The sequence below is a fragment of the Corynebacterium sp. HMSC22B11 genome, from assembly GCF_001815965.1.
Classification (GTDB): Bacteria; Actinomycetota; Actinomycetes; order Mycobacteriales; family Mycobacteriaceae; genus Corynebacterium.
Genome location: NZ_KV823480.1, coordinates 54,568 through 68,685, shown reverse-complemented (window position 1 = coordinate 68,685; position 14,118 = coordinate 54,568). Strand labels below are relative to the sequence as shown.

General features: G+C 66.4%; 11 protein-coding genes and 1 pseudogene. 2 read left to right on the top strand and 10 right to left on the bottom strand.

All coding sequences use genetic code 11. The annotated features are described in order from the left end of the window. The 4 genes and pseudogenes from HMPREF3088_RS10645 to HMPREF3088_RS02955 all read right to left on the bottom strand — a co-directional run. Positions 1-414: pseudogene (locus HMPREF3088_RS10645) on the bottom strand (sucrase ferredoxin); the annotation flags it as partial. Positions 415-536: 122 nt separating this feature from the next. Further along, complete coding sequence (locus HMPREF3088_RS02965; protein WP_246818016.1) at positions 537-1,223, bottom strand: hypothetical protein; 687 nt, start codon at positions 1,221-1,223, stop codon at positions 537-539. A 260-nt stretch (positions 1,224-1,483) separates the two neighbouring features. After that, a complete protein-coding gene (locus HMPREF3088_RS02960) occupies positions 1,484-3,142 on the bottom strand; it encodes a Y-family DNA polymerase (RefSeq protein ID WP_070758357.1) in 1,659 nt (552 codons plus the stop codon). Beyond that, positions 3,139-3,873 carry a hypothetical protein gene (locus HMPREF3088_RS02955; RefSeq protein ID WP_371260086.1) on the bottom strand — a complete coding sequence of 245 codons (735 nt, stop codon included), beginning with the start codon at positions 3,871-3,873 and terminating at the stop codon, positions 3,139-3,141. The genes HMPREF3088_RS02960 and HMPREF3088_RS02955 overlap by 4 nt, the downstream gene beginning before the upstream one ends. A gap of 369 nt (positions 3,874-4,242) precedes the next feature. Between HMPREF3088_RS02955 and HMPREF3088_RS02950 the strand changes: the two genes are divergently transcribed. After that, positions 4,243-4,785, top strand: coding sequence for a hypothetical protein (locus tag HMPREF3088_RS02950; protein ID WP_246818015.1), 543 nt, complete (start codon positions 4,243-4,245; stop codon positions 4,783-4,785). A gap of 187 nt (positions 4,786-4,972) precedes the next feature. Here the strand turns inward: HMPREF3088_RS02950 and guaA are convergent, their stop codons facing one another. The 6 genes from guaA to guaB all read right to left on the bottom strand — a co-directional run bounded on the left by guaA (position 4,973) and on the right by guaB (position 12,859). Next, positions 4,973-6,553: a glutamine-hydrolyzing GMP synthase gene (gene guaA, locus HMPREF3088_RS02945; RefSeq protein WP_070758354.1), complete on the bottom strand. Its 1,581-nt coding sequence runs from the start codon at positions 6,551-6,553 to the stop codon at positions 4,973-4,975. A gap of 229 nt (positions 6,554-6,782) precedes the next feature. Further along, complete coding sequence (locus HMPREF3088_RS02940; RefSeq protein ID WP_070758352.1) at positions 6,783-7,607, bottom strand: ABC transporter ATP-binding protein; 825 nt, start codon at positions 7,605-7,607, stop codon at positions 6,783-6,785. After that, positions 7,604-8,710: a FecCD family ABC transporter permease gene (locus HMPREF3088_RS02935; RefSeq protein ID WP_070758350.1), complete on the bottom strand. Its 1,107-nt coding sequence runs from the start codon at positions 8,708-8,710 to the stop codon at positions 7,604-7,606. The genes HMPREF3088_RS02940 and HMPREF3088_RS02935 overlap by 4 nt, the downstream gene beginning before the upstream one ends. Positions 8,711-8,712: 2 nt before the next feature. Continuing rightward, positions 8,713-9,744, bottom strand: coding sequence for an ABC transporter substrate-binding protein (locus HMPREF3088_RS02930; protein ID WP_070758348.1), 1,032 nt, complete (start codon positions 9,742-9,744; stop codon positions 8,713-8,715). Between the two features lie 227 nt (positions 9,745-9,971). Then, a complete protein-coding gene (locus tag HMPREF3088_RS02925) occupies positions 9,972-11,150 on the bottom strand; it encodes a GuaB3 family IMP dehydrogenase-related protein (RefSeq protein WP_070758346.1) in 1,179 nt (392 codons plus the stop codon). A gap of 149 nt (positions 11,151-11,299) precedes the next feature. Beyond that, positions 11,300-12,859, bottom strand: coding sequence for an IMP dehydrogenase (gene guaB / locus HMPREF3088_RS02920; protein ID WP_070758344.1), 1,560 nt, complete (start codon positions 12,857-12,859; stop codon positions 11,300-11,302). Between the two features lie 224 nt (positions 12,860-13,083). Here guaB and HMPREF3088_RS02915 point away from each other — a divergent pair, with 224 nt between their 5' ends. Further along, complete coding sequence (locus HMPREF3088_RS02915; RefSeq protein WP_070758343.1) at positions 13,084-13,488, top strand: DUF5319 domain-containing protein; 405 nt, start codon at positions 13,084-13,086, stop codon at positions 13,486-13,488. The last annotated feature ends 630 nt before the right edge of the window (positions 13,489-14,118 follow it).

Sequence of the window (14,118 nt, the reverse complement as noted above, 5' to 3'; positions counted from 1 at the left end):
GTTGCCCGGGGTGCTCAGGTCGATGTCCAGGAGGGCCTCGACGTCTGGGAGGTCCATCCTCTCGAGGATGGGTTCGGTGCCGGTGGCCCAGGCGATGTAGAGCACCCGGGTGTTGTTGCAGCGGCGGTCCTGGCCTTCCCGGCCGGGGCGGCGAATGAACTGGAGCTCTGCCCCGTTGTCCTTGAGGAAGGTTTTGATCTTCGCGTTCAGTTCGGCGCCGAAGGCGGTGCCGTCGAGGATGTCGTGCCCCCAGCCGGTGTAGAACTCCAGGCAGAGGATGATTTTTCCGGGTTTTGCGGTGCCAGCGAGTTGCTCTCCGGTGAAGGTGGAGCAAATGGTGGGGGCGTCATCGAGCTGTTCGGTGGTGAACTCGTGTGGCGAGACTCCCGCGAGTGGATTTCTGCTGGTAGCCATAACTGACAAGGTACCAAATGGAAGGCCTTAGGCAGACCTAAGCGGCCGGATCGGTTGATCGCGGCCGCTTAGGGGTTCACGGGCTCACGCCCGCGGGGTGGGTGGAAGGCCCACGGGTGCTTCTAGGAGCTGAGGGAGACGCTGCCGGATGGCTTGGACGCGCCCTTCTTCACGGTGATCTTCGGACCATTGTCGAAGACCTTGTAGTTGTTGATGGCTGCGCCAACCTTTGCGCCACCACCGGTGGCGAAGGTGCCCTCCTCCGAGCCGGCCTTCCAGGTGAAGTCGACAACCAGGGACTTGGTGGTGCTGACGGTGCTGTCCCCCTTGAAGAGCAGGCCTTCCTTCAGGCCGACGTTGACCTGCTTGACGCCGTCGTTGGTGGTCACACCGTACTGGCTCTGGTCGATCTGCTTGATGCTGCCACCGAGGAAGCCGTTTTCGAAGGTCTCAACCTTAACCAGCTGGAAGCTCTCTGGCATGCGCTCGATAAGGTCGCTGACCTTGGTCTCGCCCTTCACACCCTGGATCTTGATGCGGGTCTTGACGGTCGCGCCCGGGCGCACGGTCTCAGCGCCGGTAACGAGCTGCTTGTAGACGTCCACGTTCCAGGCCGGACCGCCGACATTACCGAGCTTGTACTCCTTGCCCTGGGCCTGCTCCAGGTCTCCCGGAGAGGAGGAGCCGAGGCTGCCCAGGCTGCCCAGCGGGTTTGCGCTTGCGGCGGTGACGCCGCCCATGGCGACGGCCGTCGCTGCGGTGAGGGCAATGGTGGCCTTGCCGATTGCGTTGATCTTCTTGGTCGCCATTTCTTTGGCCCCTTTCATGCTGACCCGCGCAGATGCGCTGATCTTTTGTCTTTGAGAACTGGGATCTGGATGCACTGGGCGGTCCCGCCTGTCGCTTGCCGAAGGTCTAGTGCTCTGGAATAGCCCTGCTTCACCCCAGTGCCTGGAAGCTTACTATTTCCTTAGCACCAGTACATTCCTTTGGAAAACTATTTCTGTTTTATTCTCACGCCCCGCCCCCTTTGCCCTGGCCTTTGACACTCACGCAGCTCAACATGCCCTCAGTAAGTCGCCTCGATTCGCCACTTCTGACCTTTGCATACCAGCAGGTAGGCACCCTCATCGGTGGCGACCTGCAGGCGCGCGTAGCGCTTCCCTTCGGCCCACCACTGCTCATCCACGGGCCAGGGGCCAGCCCACCCCCGGATGGGCAGTGTCCGGTTACCCCACCGCAACCGTTGGGGTGATGCGCTCATCAGACCCCGGCCGGTCACGTGCACGGGCTGCTCGTGATCGCCGAGCACCGTGATCGATGCAGCTGGGTGCCCCGCGCTGGGGTTAGCAGCTTCACCCACGGTCGCGGGCAGCGGCGCGGGCAGCTCACCCCACCACTGGGTCGTGGGCAGCGCGTCGACCTCCTCGGGCGCTTCCTCGCCATAGGGCAGCGTGAGCACGCGTCCACCGATGGCGCGTCCACCCCGGTGGACGACCTGTTGAACGGCGGCCATGCCGATAAGGGCCTGCGCGCGCCCAGCGGCGGCGCGGGCTGCGCGCAGCCCCTCGTCCGCCCCGCCCCAGAGTGGTTCGGCAATGGTGCCCGCGGGCACCGTCTCGACTGGGAGCAGCTCGATGGCAACCACGCCGGCGGCGGAGTCCTCGAAACCATCCTGCTCCGGCTCACCAGCCTTGGCGCGCAGCCGGGTGATCCAGCCATCGAGCTGCCAGCGAACCCGCTGGGCGGTGTCCTCTTCCGTTAGAGGCTCGCGGCAGCGCCAGGCGCGCTCCACCATGGTGGGGCCGGTGTACTCCGCGGGCGGGTTGAGGTGCACCCGCACGGTCAGCCGGAGGCAGGCTTCCCCGCGACGGAAGAGTTCCCCGTGCAGCCGGGCGGCGGCCTGACGGGCAACGAAGGCCGCGGTTTCAGTACTCCGAATGGGCTCCCCTACCTGGTGCAGCACCTCGACGGGCTGAATAGGGCACTGCGGGGAGACCTCCCGGCCGGGCTCGCCGCATGCCACGCGGTGCCAGTACACAGCCTCGGCGCCGAAGCGCCCCGCCACGTGCTTTCGCCCCAGTGCCGCGAAGTCTCGCAGGGTGCGCACCCCCAGCTCCTGCAGGGTGCTCACCAACTCGGCGGGGGCGCTCAGCACAGCTTCCACCGCCAAAAACCCGATGGGCAGGGTGGGCACAAAACTAGAGTTTCCACCCGTGGGGACGTGCACTCCGCGACGCGCTGCCCACACGGCAGGCATCAGATCATCGGCGGTGCCGGCCAGGCACTCCACACCCAACCGGGCTGCGGAATCCAGCAGGAGTTCGACGGCGGCAGCCTCCCCGCCGTAGTAGTTCGCCAGCGGCCTGGTGGGCAATGCAACGAGACCCGGGCGCAGCGTTTCCACCCCGGCAGCCACCTCCATGAGGGCCGCCACGATGTCCTCATGAATCGTGGCCTCCTGCACTGGGTCGGCGTGCGCATGCCGTAGCTCCGGGCAGGTTGCGAGCGCGTGACGCTGCTTCATCCCCTGGCGCACTCCCTGCGCCCGCGCAGCGGCATTACAGGCCTGGACGCGATATTCCGCGATCGTGGCGGCAGGCCGCAGCATGTCCCAGCCGCGAGCAAGCCCCACGGCATAGACCGGGAAATCCGGGAACCACAGGACGGTCACGCGTTCAGCCGCAGCAGCGCTAGCTTCGGCACTGGCCTTTCCCCGGCCAGTCACAGCGCCACCTCGATCCGGCCCTGATCGACCTGACTGCCTGCACCATCGCGGCGGCCCGTCAACTCCGCCGTGATGCGCTGCGGCGGCTGCCCCTTGCCCCAAACGCGCCCGGTCACACCGACCGAGCGGATGCGCCCGCTCCCCCGGCCCAGCCCGTGAACACCAGACACCCGCACGTCAAGGTTCAGCCGCGCACCCGGCCAGGGCGCGCCGCAACTCAGTAATGCGCAACTACTCTTACGCAGCCTCGCCTCCACGGGGCGCGCGAAGGTGGGCGTGACCCGCCGGACGGGCACGTAGACGACCAGGTCCAGCCCCTCCGCCAAGGTCGAGAGCACCGCCCCGACGTGCGGTGCAGGGTCCGGCACGATGATCAACCGGGAGAGCTCCCCGCCCGCCGCGGCGACGGCCGCCAGCGCGAGGTTCGGGTAGCCCACCACCGCCGCACACCCGCCGTTCGCGGTGACATGCGCAAGAATATCGACGACCGCGGCGGGGCAATCCGCCATCGCGGTCACCGCCCCACGAGCCAGCCCACCGCCAGCAAGCTGGCCCGCGAGCCACTCGGGCATGCCGAGCGCCCGCGCCCGCCCCACCGTCGCAGGCTCGGGCGCAACCGCGCGCAGCGGCGACACTCCCCGGGTAGATCCTGCTTCCCGCTCTACAGGCTGCACCACCCCCTGAAGACCAGCCGCGTTCTGGGATTCCGTCGCGCCTCGTAGTTCCGACACGCCTCGAGGTTCCGCCGCATGCTGCGCCGCGGCCGCAGCCCGCGCCGCTGCACGGCTGCTTTTGATCTTCTCGATCGCATGAACAACATTGCTCTCATCGATCAGCATGGGTACAGCACTCCCTCCTCTATATCGACACCATCGGCTCGGGAAACATGCAGGCCAGCCCCACTTCCGCCGGGCTTTAAGGTTGAGTTCACAGCTACGGCCAGGCCGACCGGGTTGACGCCCTAAAAAATAGAAAACACACCAGACATATCGAACAGGTGTTCTAATTTAGGGATTCTAGACCCACCTGGTGCAGTTCACCAACGCCCTGCTCACCGCCAACAAAGAACACACCGCCGCGAGGAACTAGACTCGTCACATATGAGCAAAAAGAACCAGCCCCGCAAGAAAGCCCAGCGCCCCACCCCGCAGCGCTCGCCGCGCACTCAGCAGGCCAGCTCAGCGCAAGCCAGCGCAGCGCAGGCCAAGCAGGGCGACGCCCCCGGCGAGGCGACCATCCTCGTCCGCGCTCCCGAGGGCGTGCGCGCCGTCGCGTCCCTCCTGCTCGGGCTCGGCGTGGCGGCGATGGTCATGCCGCTGGCGACAACCTGGCAGGTCATGGTGCTGGTCATCGCCATCGGGGCGGGCTTCCTCGTGACCTTCAGCCACCCCTACCGCAAGAAGGTGCGCGCGGCCGTGGAGTCGACAGGACGGAAGTACAAGACCTCCGTCGCGCAGATCATGCCGCTATTCCCCCTCTGGCTCGCGCTGATGATCCTGCCCGCCTTCCAGATCCACTCCTGGATCGCGGCACTGATCGTGCTCGCGCTGGCCGGGGCCTATGCGTGGGTCTCGTTCCCCAGCATCGACGGCACCCGCTATCTCGCCGAACCTGGGACCGGGCAGGTTCGGGACGACGCTTAAGCCCCACGTTCTGAGCCAGGTACACGGCCCCGCTCAACGCCAGTGCCCCTGCCCCACAGTGCGGACTACCCGCTGATCCTGGCTAGCCCACGCCCCACCCCCACGAACGCGAAAGCGCGCCGCACCTCATCGTGCGACGCGCTTTCTACTTGGGGTACACCCCGCTGGGCGCCTCAAGCTGCTGGGATTACTCCCATTCGATGGTTCCCGGCGGCTTGCTGGTGATGTCCAGCACCACGCGGTTAACCTCCGCCACCTCGTTGGTGATGCGGGTGGAGACCTTCTCCAGCACGTCATAAGGGATGCGAGACCAATCGGCGGTCATGGCGTCCTCACTGGAGACCGGGCGCAGCACGATCGGGTGACCGTAAGTACGGCCGTCGCCCTGCACACCCACGGAGCGCACGTCCGCGAGCAGGACGACCGGGCACTGCCAGATCTCGCCGTCCAGGCCAGCGGCGCTGAGCTCCTCGCGGGCGATCTTGTCCGCCGCGCGCAGCGTCTCCAGTCGCTCCTCGTTGACCGCGCCGATGATGCGGATGCCCAGGCCCGGGCCCGGGAACGGCTGACGGGCGACGATAACCTCCGGCAGGCCGAGCTCGCGGCCCACCGCGCGGACCTCGTCCTTAAACAGCTGGCGCAACGGCTCGACCAGCTTGAACTCGACGTCATCCGGCAGGCCACCGACGTTGTGGTGGCTCTTGATGTTCGCGGTGCCGGAGCCGCCGCCGGACTCGACGACGTCCGGGTACAGGGTGCCCTGGACCAGGAAGTCCACGGTGGAGCCCTCCGGGGAGTCGGCCAGCACGCCAGCGACGGCGCGCTCGAAGGAGCGGATGAACTCCGCACCGATGGCCTTGCGCTTGACCTCCGGGTCGGTCACGCCGTCCAGGCGCTTGAGGAAGGCCTCGCGCTCGTCCACGGTGACCAGCTTCGCGCCGGTCGCGGCGACGAAGTCGTTCTCCACCTGCTCGCGCTCCCCTGCGCGCAGCAGACCGTGGTCCACGAACACACAGGTCAGGCGGTCGCCGATGGCGCGCTGCACGATCGCAGCGGCCACGGCGGAGTCCACGCCACCGGACAGGCCACAGATGGCGCGGCCGTCCTCACCGATCTGCTCCCGAACCTGCTCGATGAGCTCCTCGGCGATGTTGGAGGCGGTCCAGTTCTGCTCCAGGCCCGCGACCTCCGTGAGGAAGCGCTCCAGCACCTCCTGGCCGTGCGGGCTGTGCATGACCTCCGGGTGGTACTGCACACCGGCCATGCGGCGATCCAGGCACTCGAAGGCGGCGACCGGCGCTCCGGCGGACTTCGCGGTGACCGTGAAGCCCTCCGGAGCCTGCGAGACCGCGTCGCCGTGGCTCATCCAAGCCTTGTGCGAGCCCAGGCCCGCGTGCATCACGCCGCCGTCATCGAGGAGCTCAACCTCGGTGCGGCCGTACTCGCGCTGCCCCGTCTCGGAGACGGTGCCGCCGAGCGCGTGCGTCATGGCCTGGAAGCCGTAGCAAATGCCAAACACCGGCACGCCCAGCTCCAGCAGCTCCGGCTGCAGGGCCGGTGCACCATCGGCGTAGACCGAGCTCGGACCACCCGACAGCACGATGGCCGCAGGGTTCTTGGCCTTGATTTCTTCAATGGTGGCGGTGTGCGGAACAACCTCGGAATAGACCCGAGCCTCACGCACACGGCGCGCGATCAACTGTGCGTACTGCGCGCCGAAATCCACCACGAGGACTGGCTGATGATTTTGGTGATTCACGCTGCTCATCCTATCGCATATATGGCTAGTCCCCCACGGGGTGGGTAACACCCGCGGGGGACTAGCCGACTCACTTGGTGGGCTACCTCATGACCGGCCCGACTGGCCGCGCGGTCGGCACCCCAGTTGGCGGCCTCGTTGCCCGCTTGAGCGCACAGCTTCGTGGCCGCCTGCGCGTGGCTTGAGCGCACGGCTTCGTGGCCGCTTCGCGCGACTTCGTGGCCGCTTAGCACGCCGCTTAGTGCGCGAGGTCTTCCTTCGGCTCGTGATGGTGCTTCCAGTTCGGCACCGCACTGTTGACCGCGAGGTCCAGGTGCCCGCCCACCGTGGTGATCTCGGCGTCGATCCCGAACACACTCATCAGCCGCTCCGGGGTGAAGACCTCGTGCGGCGTGCCGGACTTCACGAGCGCGCCGTCCTCCAGCAGCACGATCTGGTCGCAGTAGCGGGAGGCCAGCCCCAGGTCGTGCATCGCGACGATCACACACACGTTGTGGTCGGCCGCGAGGTGGCGCAGCTGCTCCATGAGTCGGAACTGGTGATGAATATCCAGGTGGTTCGTCGGCTCGTCCAGCACCAGCACCTTCGCGCTCTGCGAGATGGCGCGGGCCAGCTGGACGCGCTGCTGCTCACCGCCGGAGAGGGTGTTCCACGTCCGATCCATCAGGTGGGCGACGTCCGCGTGCTCCACCGCGTGCGAGATCGCGTCGTGGTCCTCGTCCGTTTGCCGGGCGAATGGCCCCTTGGAGGCCATTCGGGAAAGCTCGACGACCTGCCGGACCAGCAGTTCGGAGTTCGCGTTACCGTGCTGCGCGACGAACGCGACCTGCTTGACCTTCTCGCGTCGGCTGTAGCTGCGCAGCGGGGCGCCGTCGATCATGACCTCGCCGTCGAAGTCGACGACGTCGGCGACGGACTTCAGCAAGGTGGACTTACCGGCACCGTTCGGCCCCACCAGCGCGGTGATCGTCCCCGCCTCGAAGGAGGCGTCCACGTTGGCCACCGTCGGGGTGGACTTGCGGTGGTAGGTGATGGAGACGTTCTGGATTTCTACGATGCTCATACTCGCTGCCCCCGGTTCAGGATGAAGAAGAACAGTGGCACGCCCAGCAGCGCGGTAAACACACCGACCGGGACTTCCTGCGGCTGGAACACGCTGCGGGCCAGGGCGTCGGTGAACACCAGCAGGATCGCACCGACCAGCGCGGACAGCGGGATGAGGCGCGCGTGGGCGGAGCCCACGATCATGCGCACCGCGTGGGGCACGAGCAGACCGATGAAGCCGATCGCACCGACGGCGGAGACCGTCGCCGCCGTCATGAGGGCAACCAGGATCAGCACTGCGGCGCGCACGCCGACAACGGGCACGCCCATCGACTTCGCGGTCTCGTCACCGAAGCTCATGGCGTCCAGGTAGCGGGACATCATCCAGATCAGCAGGCTGGTGATGACCACGGTGATCAGCACGATCCACATCGTGTTGGCGCGGGAGGCGCCCATCGCACCCAGCAGCCAGAAGGTGATGCCGCGGACGGATTCCGCGTCGCCGCGGGCGACCAGGATGAGGCTGGTGATGGCAGAGAAGAACTGGCCGACCAGCACACCGGTGAGCACCACGCGGGTGGAGACGAAGCCCGTGCCGCGCAGCAGGAGCATCAGCAAGCCGAAGCTCAGCAGGGCACCGATGGCCGCGCCACCGGTCAGCCCCAGCGCGAAGCTGACGGGCATGAGCAGCAGGGCCACGACCGCGCCGGTGGAGGCACCGTAGGAGACACCCAGCAGGTACGGCTCCGCCAGATCGTTGCGGGTGATCGCCTGCAGCGAGGCACCCGCGACCGCGAGGCCCGCGCCGACGAAGATCCCCATGACGATGCGCGGAATGCGCAGGTCGAAGAGGATGGATTGACGGATCAGGCTGGGTGCGGGGCGGTCATCGCTGACGAAGATGCCGAGCTTGTGGGTGATCGAGCCCCAGACCTCGTCGCGAGTCAGGGTGGCCGCGCCCATGAACAGGGCCATGTAGCAGACCAGGGCCAGCAGGATCAGCCCGACGACCCACGCCACCCAGGTGGGCACGCGGCGCGCGGGTGCGAGCTTCGTGCCCTCCAGGGGGGATGCCTTCGCGCCTTTTCCGGGCTCGCGGCGAGTGTCAGTGCTCGATGCCATACCTAGTTCTTCCAGTTCTTTACGTACTCAGCGACGTCCTCGAGCGGCTCGTAGGACTGGACGGAGCCGGACAGGCCGATGCCCTTCACGATGACGTAGCGCTTCTCCTTCACAGCCTTGAGGTTACGGGTTGCTGGGTCCTTCTCCAGCATCTCGATCTTCTCCTCGGCCTTGTCTCCCGGTGCGCCGCGGCCCGGCAGGTCAGCCAGGACGATGAAGTCCGGGTCCTTGTCAGCCAGGGCCTCCCAGCTGAGCTCCGGCCATGCCTCGTTGGCGTCCTCGAAGACGTTCTTCACGCCGGTGAGGTCGAAGATGTCTTGTGCGATGGAGAGCTTGCCGCCGATGTACGGCGCGCCGTCGAAGATGGAGTACAGCAGGGCGCCGGAGAGGTCCTTCGGTGCGTCCTTGACGCTCTCCTTGGCTGCGTCGACGTGCTCTTTGTGCTTCTTCTCGAGCTCGGCGGCCTTGTCCTCGGCGCCGAAGAGCTGGCCGAGCTGCTGGTAGTCCTTCAGCAGGAGGTCGTAGGCGTTCTTGCCCTCGTTGCCGTCCTTGTCGCGGCACTCGACGTTGGAGTACCAGGTGGCGACGCCCAGCTTCTTCCACTCCTCGCGGGTGCCGGCGCCGTCGTCGGTGTAGACCGACTCGAACGGAGAGAGGATGGCGTCCGGGTCTACCGTGCGGATCTGCTCGGCAGTGGCGACCTCCGGGGAGACCTCCGTGGACTTCTTCATCTCGTCCTCGTAGCCCTCCAGCGGGGCGTCCTTCTGGTGGGAGTAGCCCGCGAGCTTATCGCCGAGGCCGAAGGCAAGGACGTTGTCCGTAGTGCCCTGCTCGACGGACATGATGCGCTCGGCTGGCTTATCCAGCTGCATCGTGAAGCCGCAGTTGCTGAACTCGAAGCCTTCACCCGAGGCGTTGTTCTGGGAATCCTGTGCCCCGTTTTCGCCGGCGTCCGAGCACGCCCCGAGGACGAGAGCCCCGGAAGCCAGAATGCTCATGAGACCGGCGGTGCGGAGCTTGTGTGCGCGCTGCATAATATTCCTCCAAAAGAAGTTGAATCAATCGCCCATTGCAATAAGGCAGACAGTTTTCAACTTACCGAGCGAACATTTGATTGTCATTTTAAGCATGAATAAAGCGGTCGAACTCACAAGCAGGAGTTCGACCGCTTTATCTTCTGATGATTCCGGCGCCGCGTGGCGCCATTAGTTAGGCGCCACAGCGCGCATAGCCGCTATTTCTGCGCCCCTCTTTCACGGCTTTAGCGGACCGCGATATCCGCCTTCTGGAAGGCCTTGACCTCGGTGTAGCCGCACTTCGCCATGGAGCGGCGCAGGCCACCCACCAGGTTCTCGTGGCCCAGCGGGTCCGGGGTCGGGCCGAAGAGCAGCTGGTTCAGCGGCACGGAGGTCGGCGGCAGCAGAGCGTCCACGGTGCCGCGTGGCAGCTTCGGGTGCGCTGCACTGGAGGGCCAGAACCAGTTCGGGGCGCCGGCCTCCTCCGCGGCGGCCAGGGGCGCGCCGAGGGCGACGGCATCCGCGCCACATGCGATGGCCTTCGCGATGTCGCCGGAGCAGGAGAGCTCGGAGTCCGCGATGACGTGCACGTAGCGGCCACCGGTCTCGTCCAGGTAGTCGCGACGGGCAGCGGCGGCGTCGGCGATGGCGGTGGCCATCGGGACGTCGATACCCAGGGCCTGGCTGTTGGTGACCGGGCCTGCGCCCACGATCACGCCGGCCGCGCCGGTGCGCATCAGGTGCATGGCGGTGGTGTAGTCCACCACTCCCCCGGCGATGACCGGAACGTCCAGGGAACCGATGAACTCCTTGAGGTTCAGCGGCTCACCATCGGTGTCCACGTGCTCCGCGGAGATCAGGGTGCCCTGGATGACCAGCAGGTCGATACCGCCGGCGATCAGCGTCGGGGCGAGCTCACGGGCGCGCTGCGGGGAGACACGCACCGCGAAGCGCACGCCCGAGTCGCGCACCTGCTGCAGGCGCTCCTGGAGCAGGTCCAGGTCCAGCGGCTGCTGGTGCAGGCGCTGCAGCACCTGGTTCGCGGCGAACTCCGGGGTCTCCAGCGCCTCGGCCGCGACGTCCTCGTCCGCGCCCTCGTTGAAGGAGCCGAAGTAACCGCGCTCCGCCGCGGAAACGATCTCGCCGAAGGCGGCGTCGAGATCCTTCGCACGGCCCCACAGGCCCTCCGCATTGATGACGGGCAACCCGCCGGCCTTGCCGAACTCGATGGCGAACTCCGGGCTGACCACGGCGTCGGTCGGGTGCGTCATGATCGGGAAGTCGAACTCATAGGCATCGATGCGCCAGGAGGTGTCCACGTCCCGGGAGGAACGCGTGCGCCGCGAAGGCACGATGTCGATCTGGTTGAGTCCGAAGACCTGGCGTGCGGAGCGACCGCGGCCGATGTCCTTGTATTCCTGCATGTTGGTCCTTATTTCGTGGGCCAGCGGGGTGCGCTGCGGTGGTGTGGGCGGCGCACCCCGCTGGTCAGGGGTGGGAGGCTTATCTCTAGAACGAGGCTAACCGGTAGCGGCCGGCTCCGGCGGTGTGCGCGAAGCCGGCCGATGGGGTTTTAGCGGTTCGGGTCGTAGTTCGGTGCGGTGGCGATGCCCTGCACGTCGTGCGGGTGGGACTCGCGCAGGCCAGCGGAGGTGATGCGCACGAAGCGAGCGTTGTTCAGCTCCTCGATCGTGGCGGCACCCGTGTAGCCCATGGCAGCGCGCAGGCCACCGACCTGCTGGTGGAGGATCTGGTCCAGGTGCCCGCGGAACGGCACGCGACCCTCGATGCCCTCCGGCACCAGCTTCTCCTCAGACTTCACATCGGCCTGGAAGTAGCGGTCCTTGGAGTAGGAACGCTTCTCGCCGGTCAGGCCACGGCCCTGCATCGCGCCCAGGGAACCCATGCCGCGGTAGCGCTTGTACTGCTTGCCACCAACGGTGACGACCTCGCCCGGGGTCTCGGCGCAACCCGCCAGCATGGAGCCCAGCATCACGGTGGATGCGCCAGCTGCCAGGGCCTTGGCGATGTCACCGGAGTACTGCATGCCACCGTCCGCGATGATCGGGACGCCAGCGGCGCGGGCTGGGACGGCTGCTTCCATGATCGCGGTGATCTGTGGGGCACCGACACCAGCGACGACGCGGGTGGTGCAGATGGAGCCCGGGCCGATACCGACCTTGATGCCGTCGGCGCCGGCGTCGATCATCGCCTGCGCGGCCTCACGGGTCGCGAGGTTGCCGCCGATGACGTCCACGCGGTCGCCGAACTCCTTCTTCACGCGGGAGACCATGTCCAGCACGCCGCGGTTGTGGGCGTGCGCGGTGTCGACAACGAGGGCGTCCACCCCAGCGTCGACGAGGGCGGTGGCGCGCTTCCAGGCGTCCTCACCGGTACCGATACCAGCGGCGACGAGGAGACGGCCGGAGGAGTCCTTCGCGGCGTTCGGGTACTGCTCGCGCTTCGCGAAGTCCTTGACAGTGATCAGGCCGGTCAGCTTGCCCGCACCATCGACGATCGGCAGCTTCTCGACCTTGTTCTCCGACAGCAGGCGCAGCGCGGCGTCGGCGGAGACACCCTGCTCGGCAACGACGAGCGGCATCGGCGTCATGACCTCGCGGACGGGGCGGTTGACGTCGCGCTCGAAACGCATATCGCGGTTGGTGATGATGCCCAGGAGGGTCTGATCCTCGTCGACGACCGGCAGGCCGGAGATGCGGAAACGACCGCAGATCTCGTCGACCTCCTCGATCGTCATGTCCGGGCTCGCGGTGACCGGGTTGGTGACCATGCCGGCCTCGGAGCGCTTGACGATCTCGACCTGCTCGGCCTGCGCCTCGACGGAGAGGTTGCGGTGCAGCACCCCGATGCCGCCCTGGCGAGCCATGGCGATGGCCATGCGGCCCTCGGTGACGGTATCCATCGCTGCGGATGCGATTGGGACGTTCAGCTTGATGTTGCGCGAGAACTGAGTCGCGGTGTCCACGGCGGAAGGAATGACCTCGGACGCATCCGGGATCAAGAGGACGTCGTCGAAAGTGAGCCCGGTGAGAGCGACCTTGTTCGGATCGTCGCCCCCGGTCTCCACGCGCTGGGCTGCCTGAGAGTTGTTAGTGGACTGTGGGTTTGCCATAAGGCCTGATCCTTCCATCGCATTGTCAGCGCACGATCCGCACTGGCGAAGGTCTTCCGCTTTCCCCGCGAGACACGCACCTGCCTGCGGGTTATGCCGGAATCGCTAGCGCAGCTTCGGTTACGAGCTTTTATTAGCCCTTACTTTAGCGCTAAACGTCTGCAATGTGTTTTCCGGGTTGGCTTGCGGGTACGGTGGGTTTCGTGAGCTTTAGTAACTATCAGATGCCGCCGGATCCCTTCGCGGATGATCCGAACGATCCGGCGTCCCTTTTGGGGCCCATCGAGGGCGATGATGTCATGGAGCCGATCGACGCGGCTGAGGAAGCCGCGCTGCGTGAAGACCTCGCGAACGTGCGGGTCTTCCGGGAGCTGCTGGAGCCGCACGGCGTGCGGGGCGTGGCGATGCTCTGCGAGGACTGCGATGAGCAGCACTACTACGACTGGGGGATCATCGAGTCGAATATCGTCTCCATGCTGAACCACCAGCACCTGCCGGTGCACGAGCCTTCGGCTGCGCCATCCCCGCAGGATTATGTGACCTGGGATTACTGCCTGGGTTATGCGGATGCGATGGATTTCGCCAACGAGCAGCTGCGCGCCCGCTTCCCCTGGACCGGGCGGCTGTAGCTTTTAAAGCCCCAGGCATGGCCAGCCCCCGTTTTGGGCTGTGCCGTGCCACAATTCGCACGTTTCCTGACACACCACGGCCCGAAACCGCACAAGTGTCCGCCCCGACCCACTGGCCCCAGCACCCCACCCCTTCGGCTCTTTTATGTTTTGCAGAGTTTATTGCCGGTTTTTCACGATTTTCCGGCATCAAACTCTGCAAAACATGCGTTCCGCTTGTCCCAGCGCCTCAGCCCCTCTGGCAGTCCCGAGGCCCAGCCCGGTGCCCGACACAGCCCAGTACCCGGCCCGGACCCCACGGACCCCACGGATCCCCGTTTTGGGCTGTGCCGTGCCACAATTCGCACGTTTCCTGACACACCACGGCCCAAAACCGGATGTGCCCCTCGGAGCCCGACACACCACGGCCCAAAACCGGGTGCGCCCCTTGGGCTGCTGCCCCAAGCGCCGCGCGGCTGTAGGGGCCGCTGACCCCAGCCCGGGCGCTCTTTATGTTTTGCAGAGTTTAATGCCGGTTTTCCATGATTTTCCGACATCAAACTCTGCAAAACGTCCCGCAAGGCCTGGAAAACCGGAGAGCCGACCCCCACAACCCAGTTTTGGGCTGTGCCGTGCCACAATTCGCACGTT

Bases quoted from the DNA above. Each gene is read 5' to 3' on its own strand.
- HMPREF3088_RS02965 (WP_246818016.1), bottom strand. From the start codon at position 1,223: ATGGCGACCAAGAAGATCAACGCAATCGGCAAGGCCACCATTGCCCTC.
- HMPREF3088_RS02950 (WP_246818015.1), top strand. From the start codon at position 4,243: ATGAGCAAAAAGAACCAGCCCCGCAAGAAAGCCCAGCGCCCCACCCCG.
- guaA (WP_070758354.1), bottom strand. From the start codon at position 6,553: ATGAGCAGCGTGAATCACCAAAATCATCAGCCAGTCCTCGTGGTGGAT.
- HMPREF3088_RS02940 (WP_070758352.1), bottom strand. From the start codon at position 7,607: ATGAGCATCGTAGAAATCCAGAACGTCTCCATCACCTACCACCGCAAG.
- HMPREF3088_RS02935 (WP_070758350.1), bottom strand. From the start codon at position 8,710: ATGGCATCGAGCACTGACACTCGCCGCGAGCCCGGAAAAGGCGCGAAG.
- HMPREF3088_RS02930 (WP_070758348.1), bottom strand. From the start codon at position 9,744: ATGCAGCGCGCACACAAGCTCCGCACCGCCGGTCTCATGAGCATTCTG.
- HMPREF3088_RS02925 (WP_070758346.1), bottom strand. From the start codon at position 11,150: ATGCAGGAATACAAGGACATCGGCCGCGGTCGCTCCGCACGCCAGGTC.
- guaB (WP_070758344.1), bottom strand. From the start codon at position 12,859: ATGGCAAACCCACAGTCCACTAACAACTCTCAGGCAGCCCAGCGCGTG.
- HMPREF3088_RS02915 (WP_070758343.1), top strand. From the start codon at position 13,084: ATGCCGCCGGATCCCTTCGCGGATGATCCGAACGATCCGGCGTCCCTT.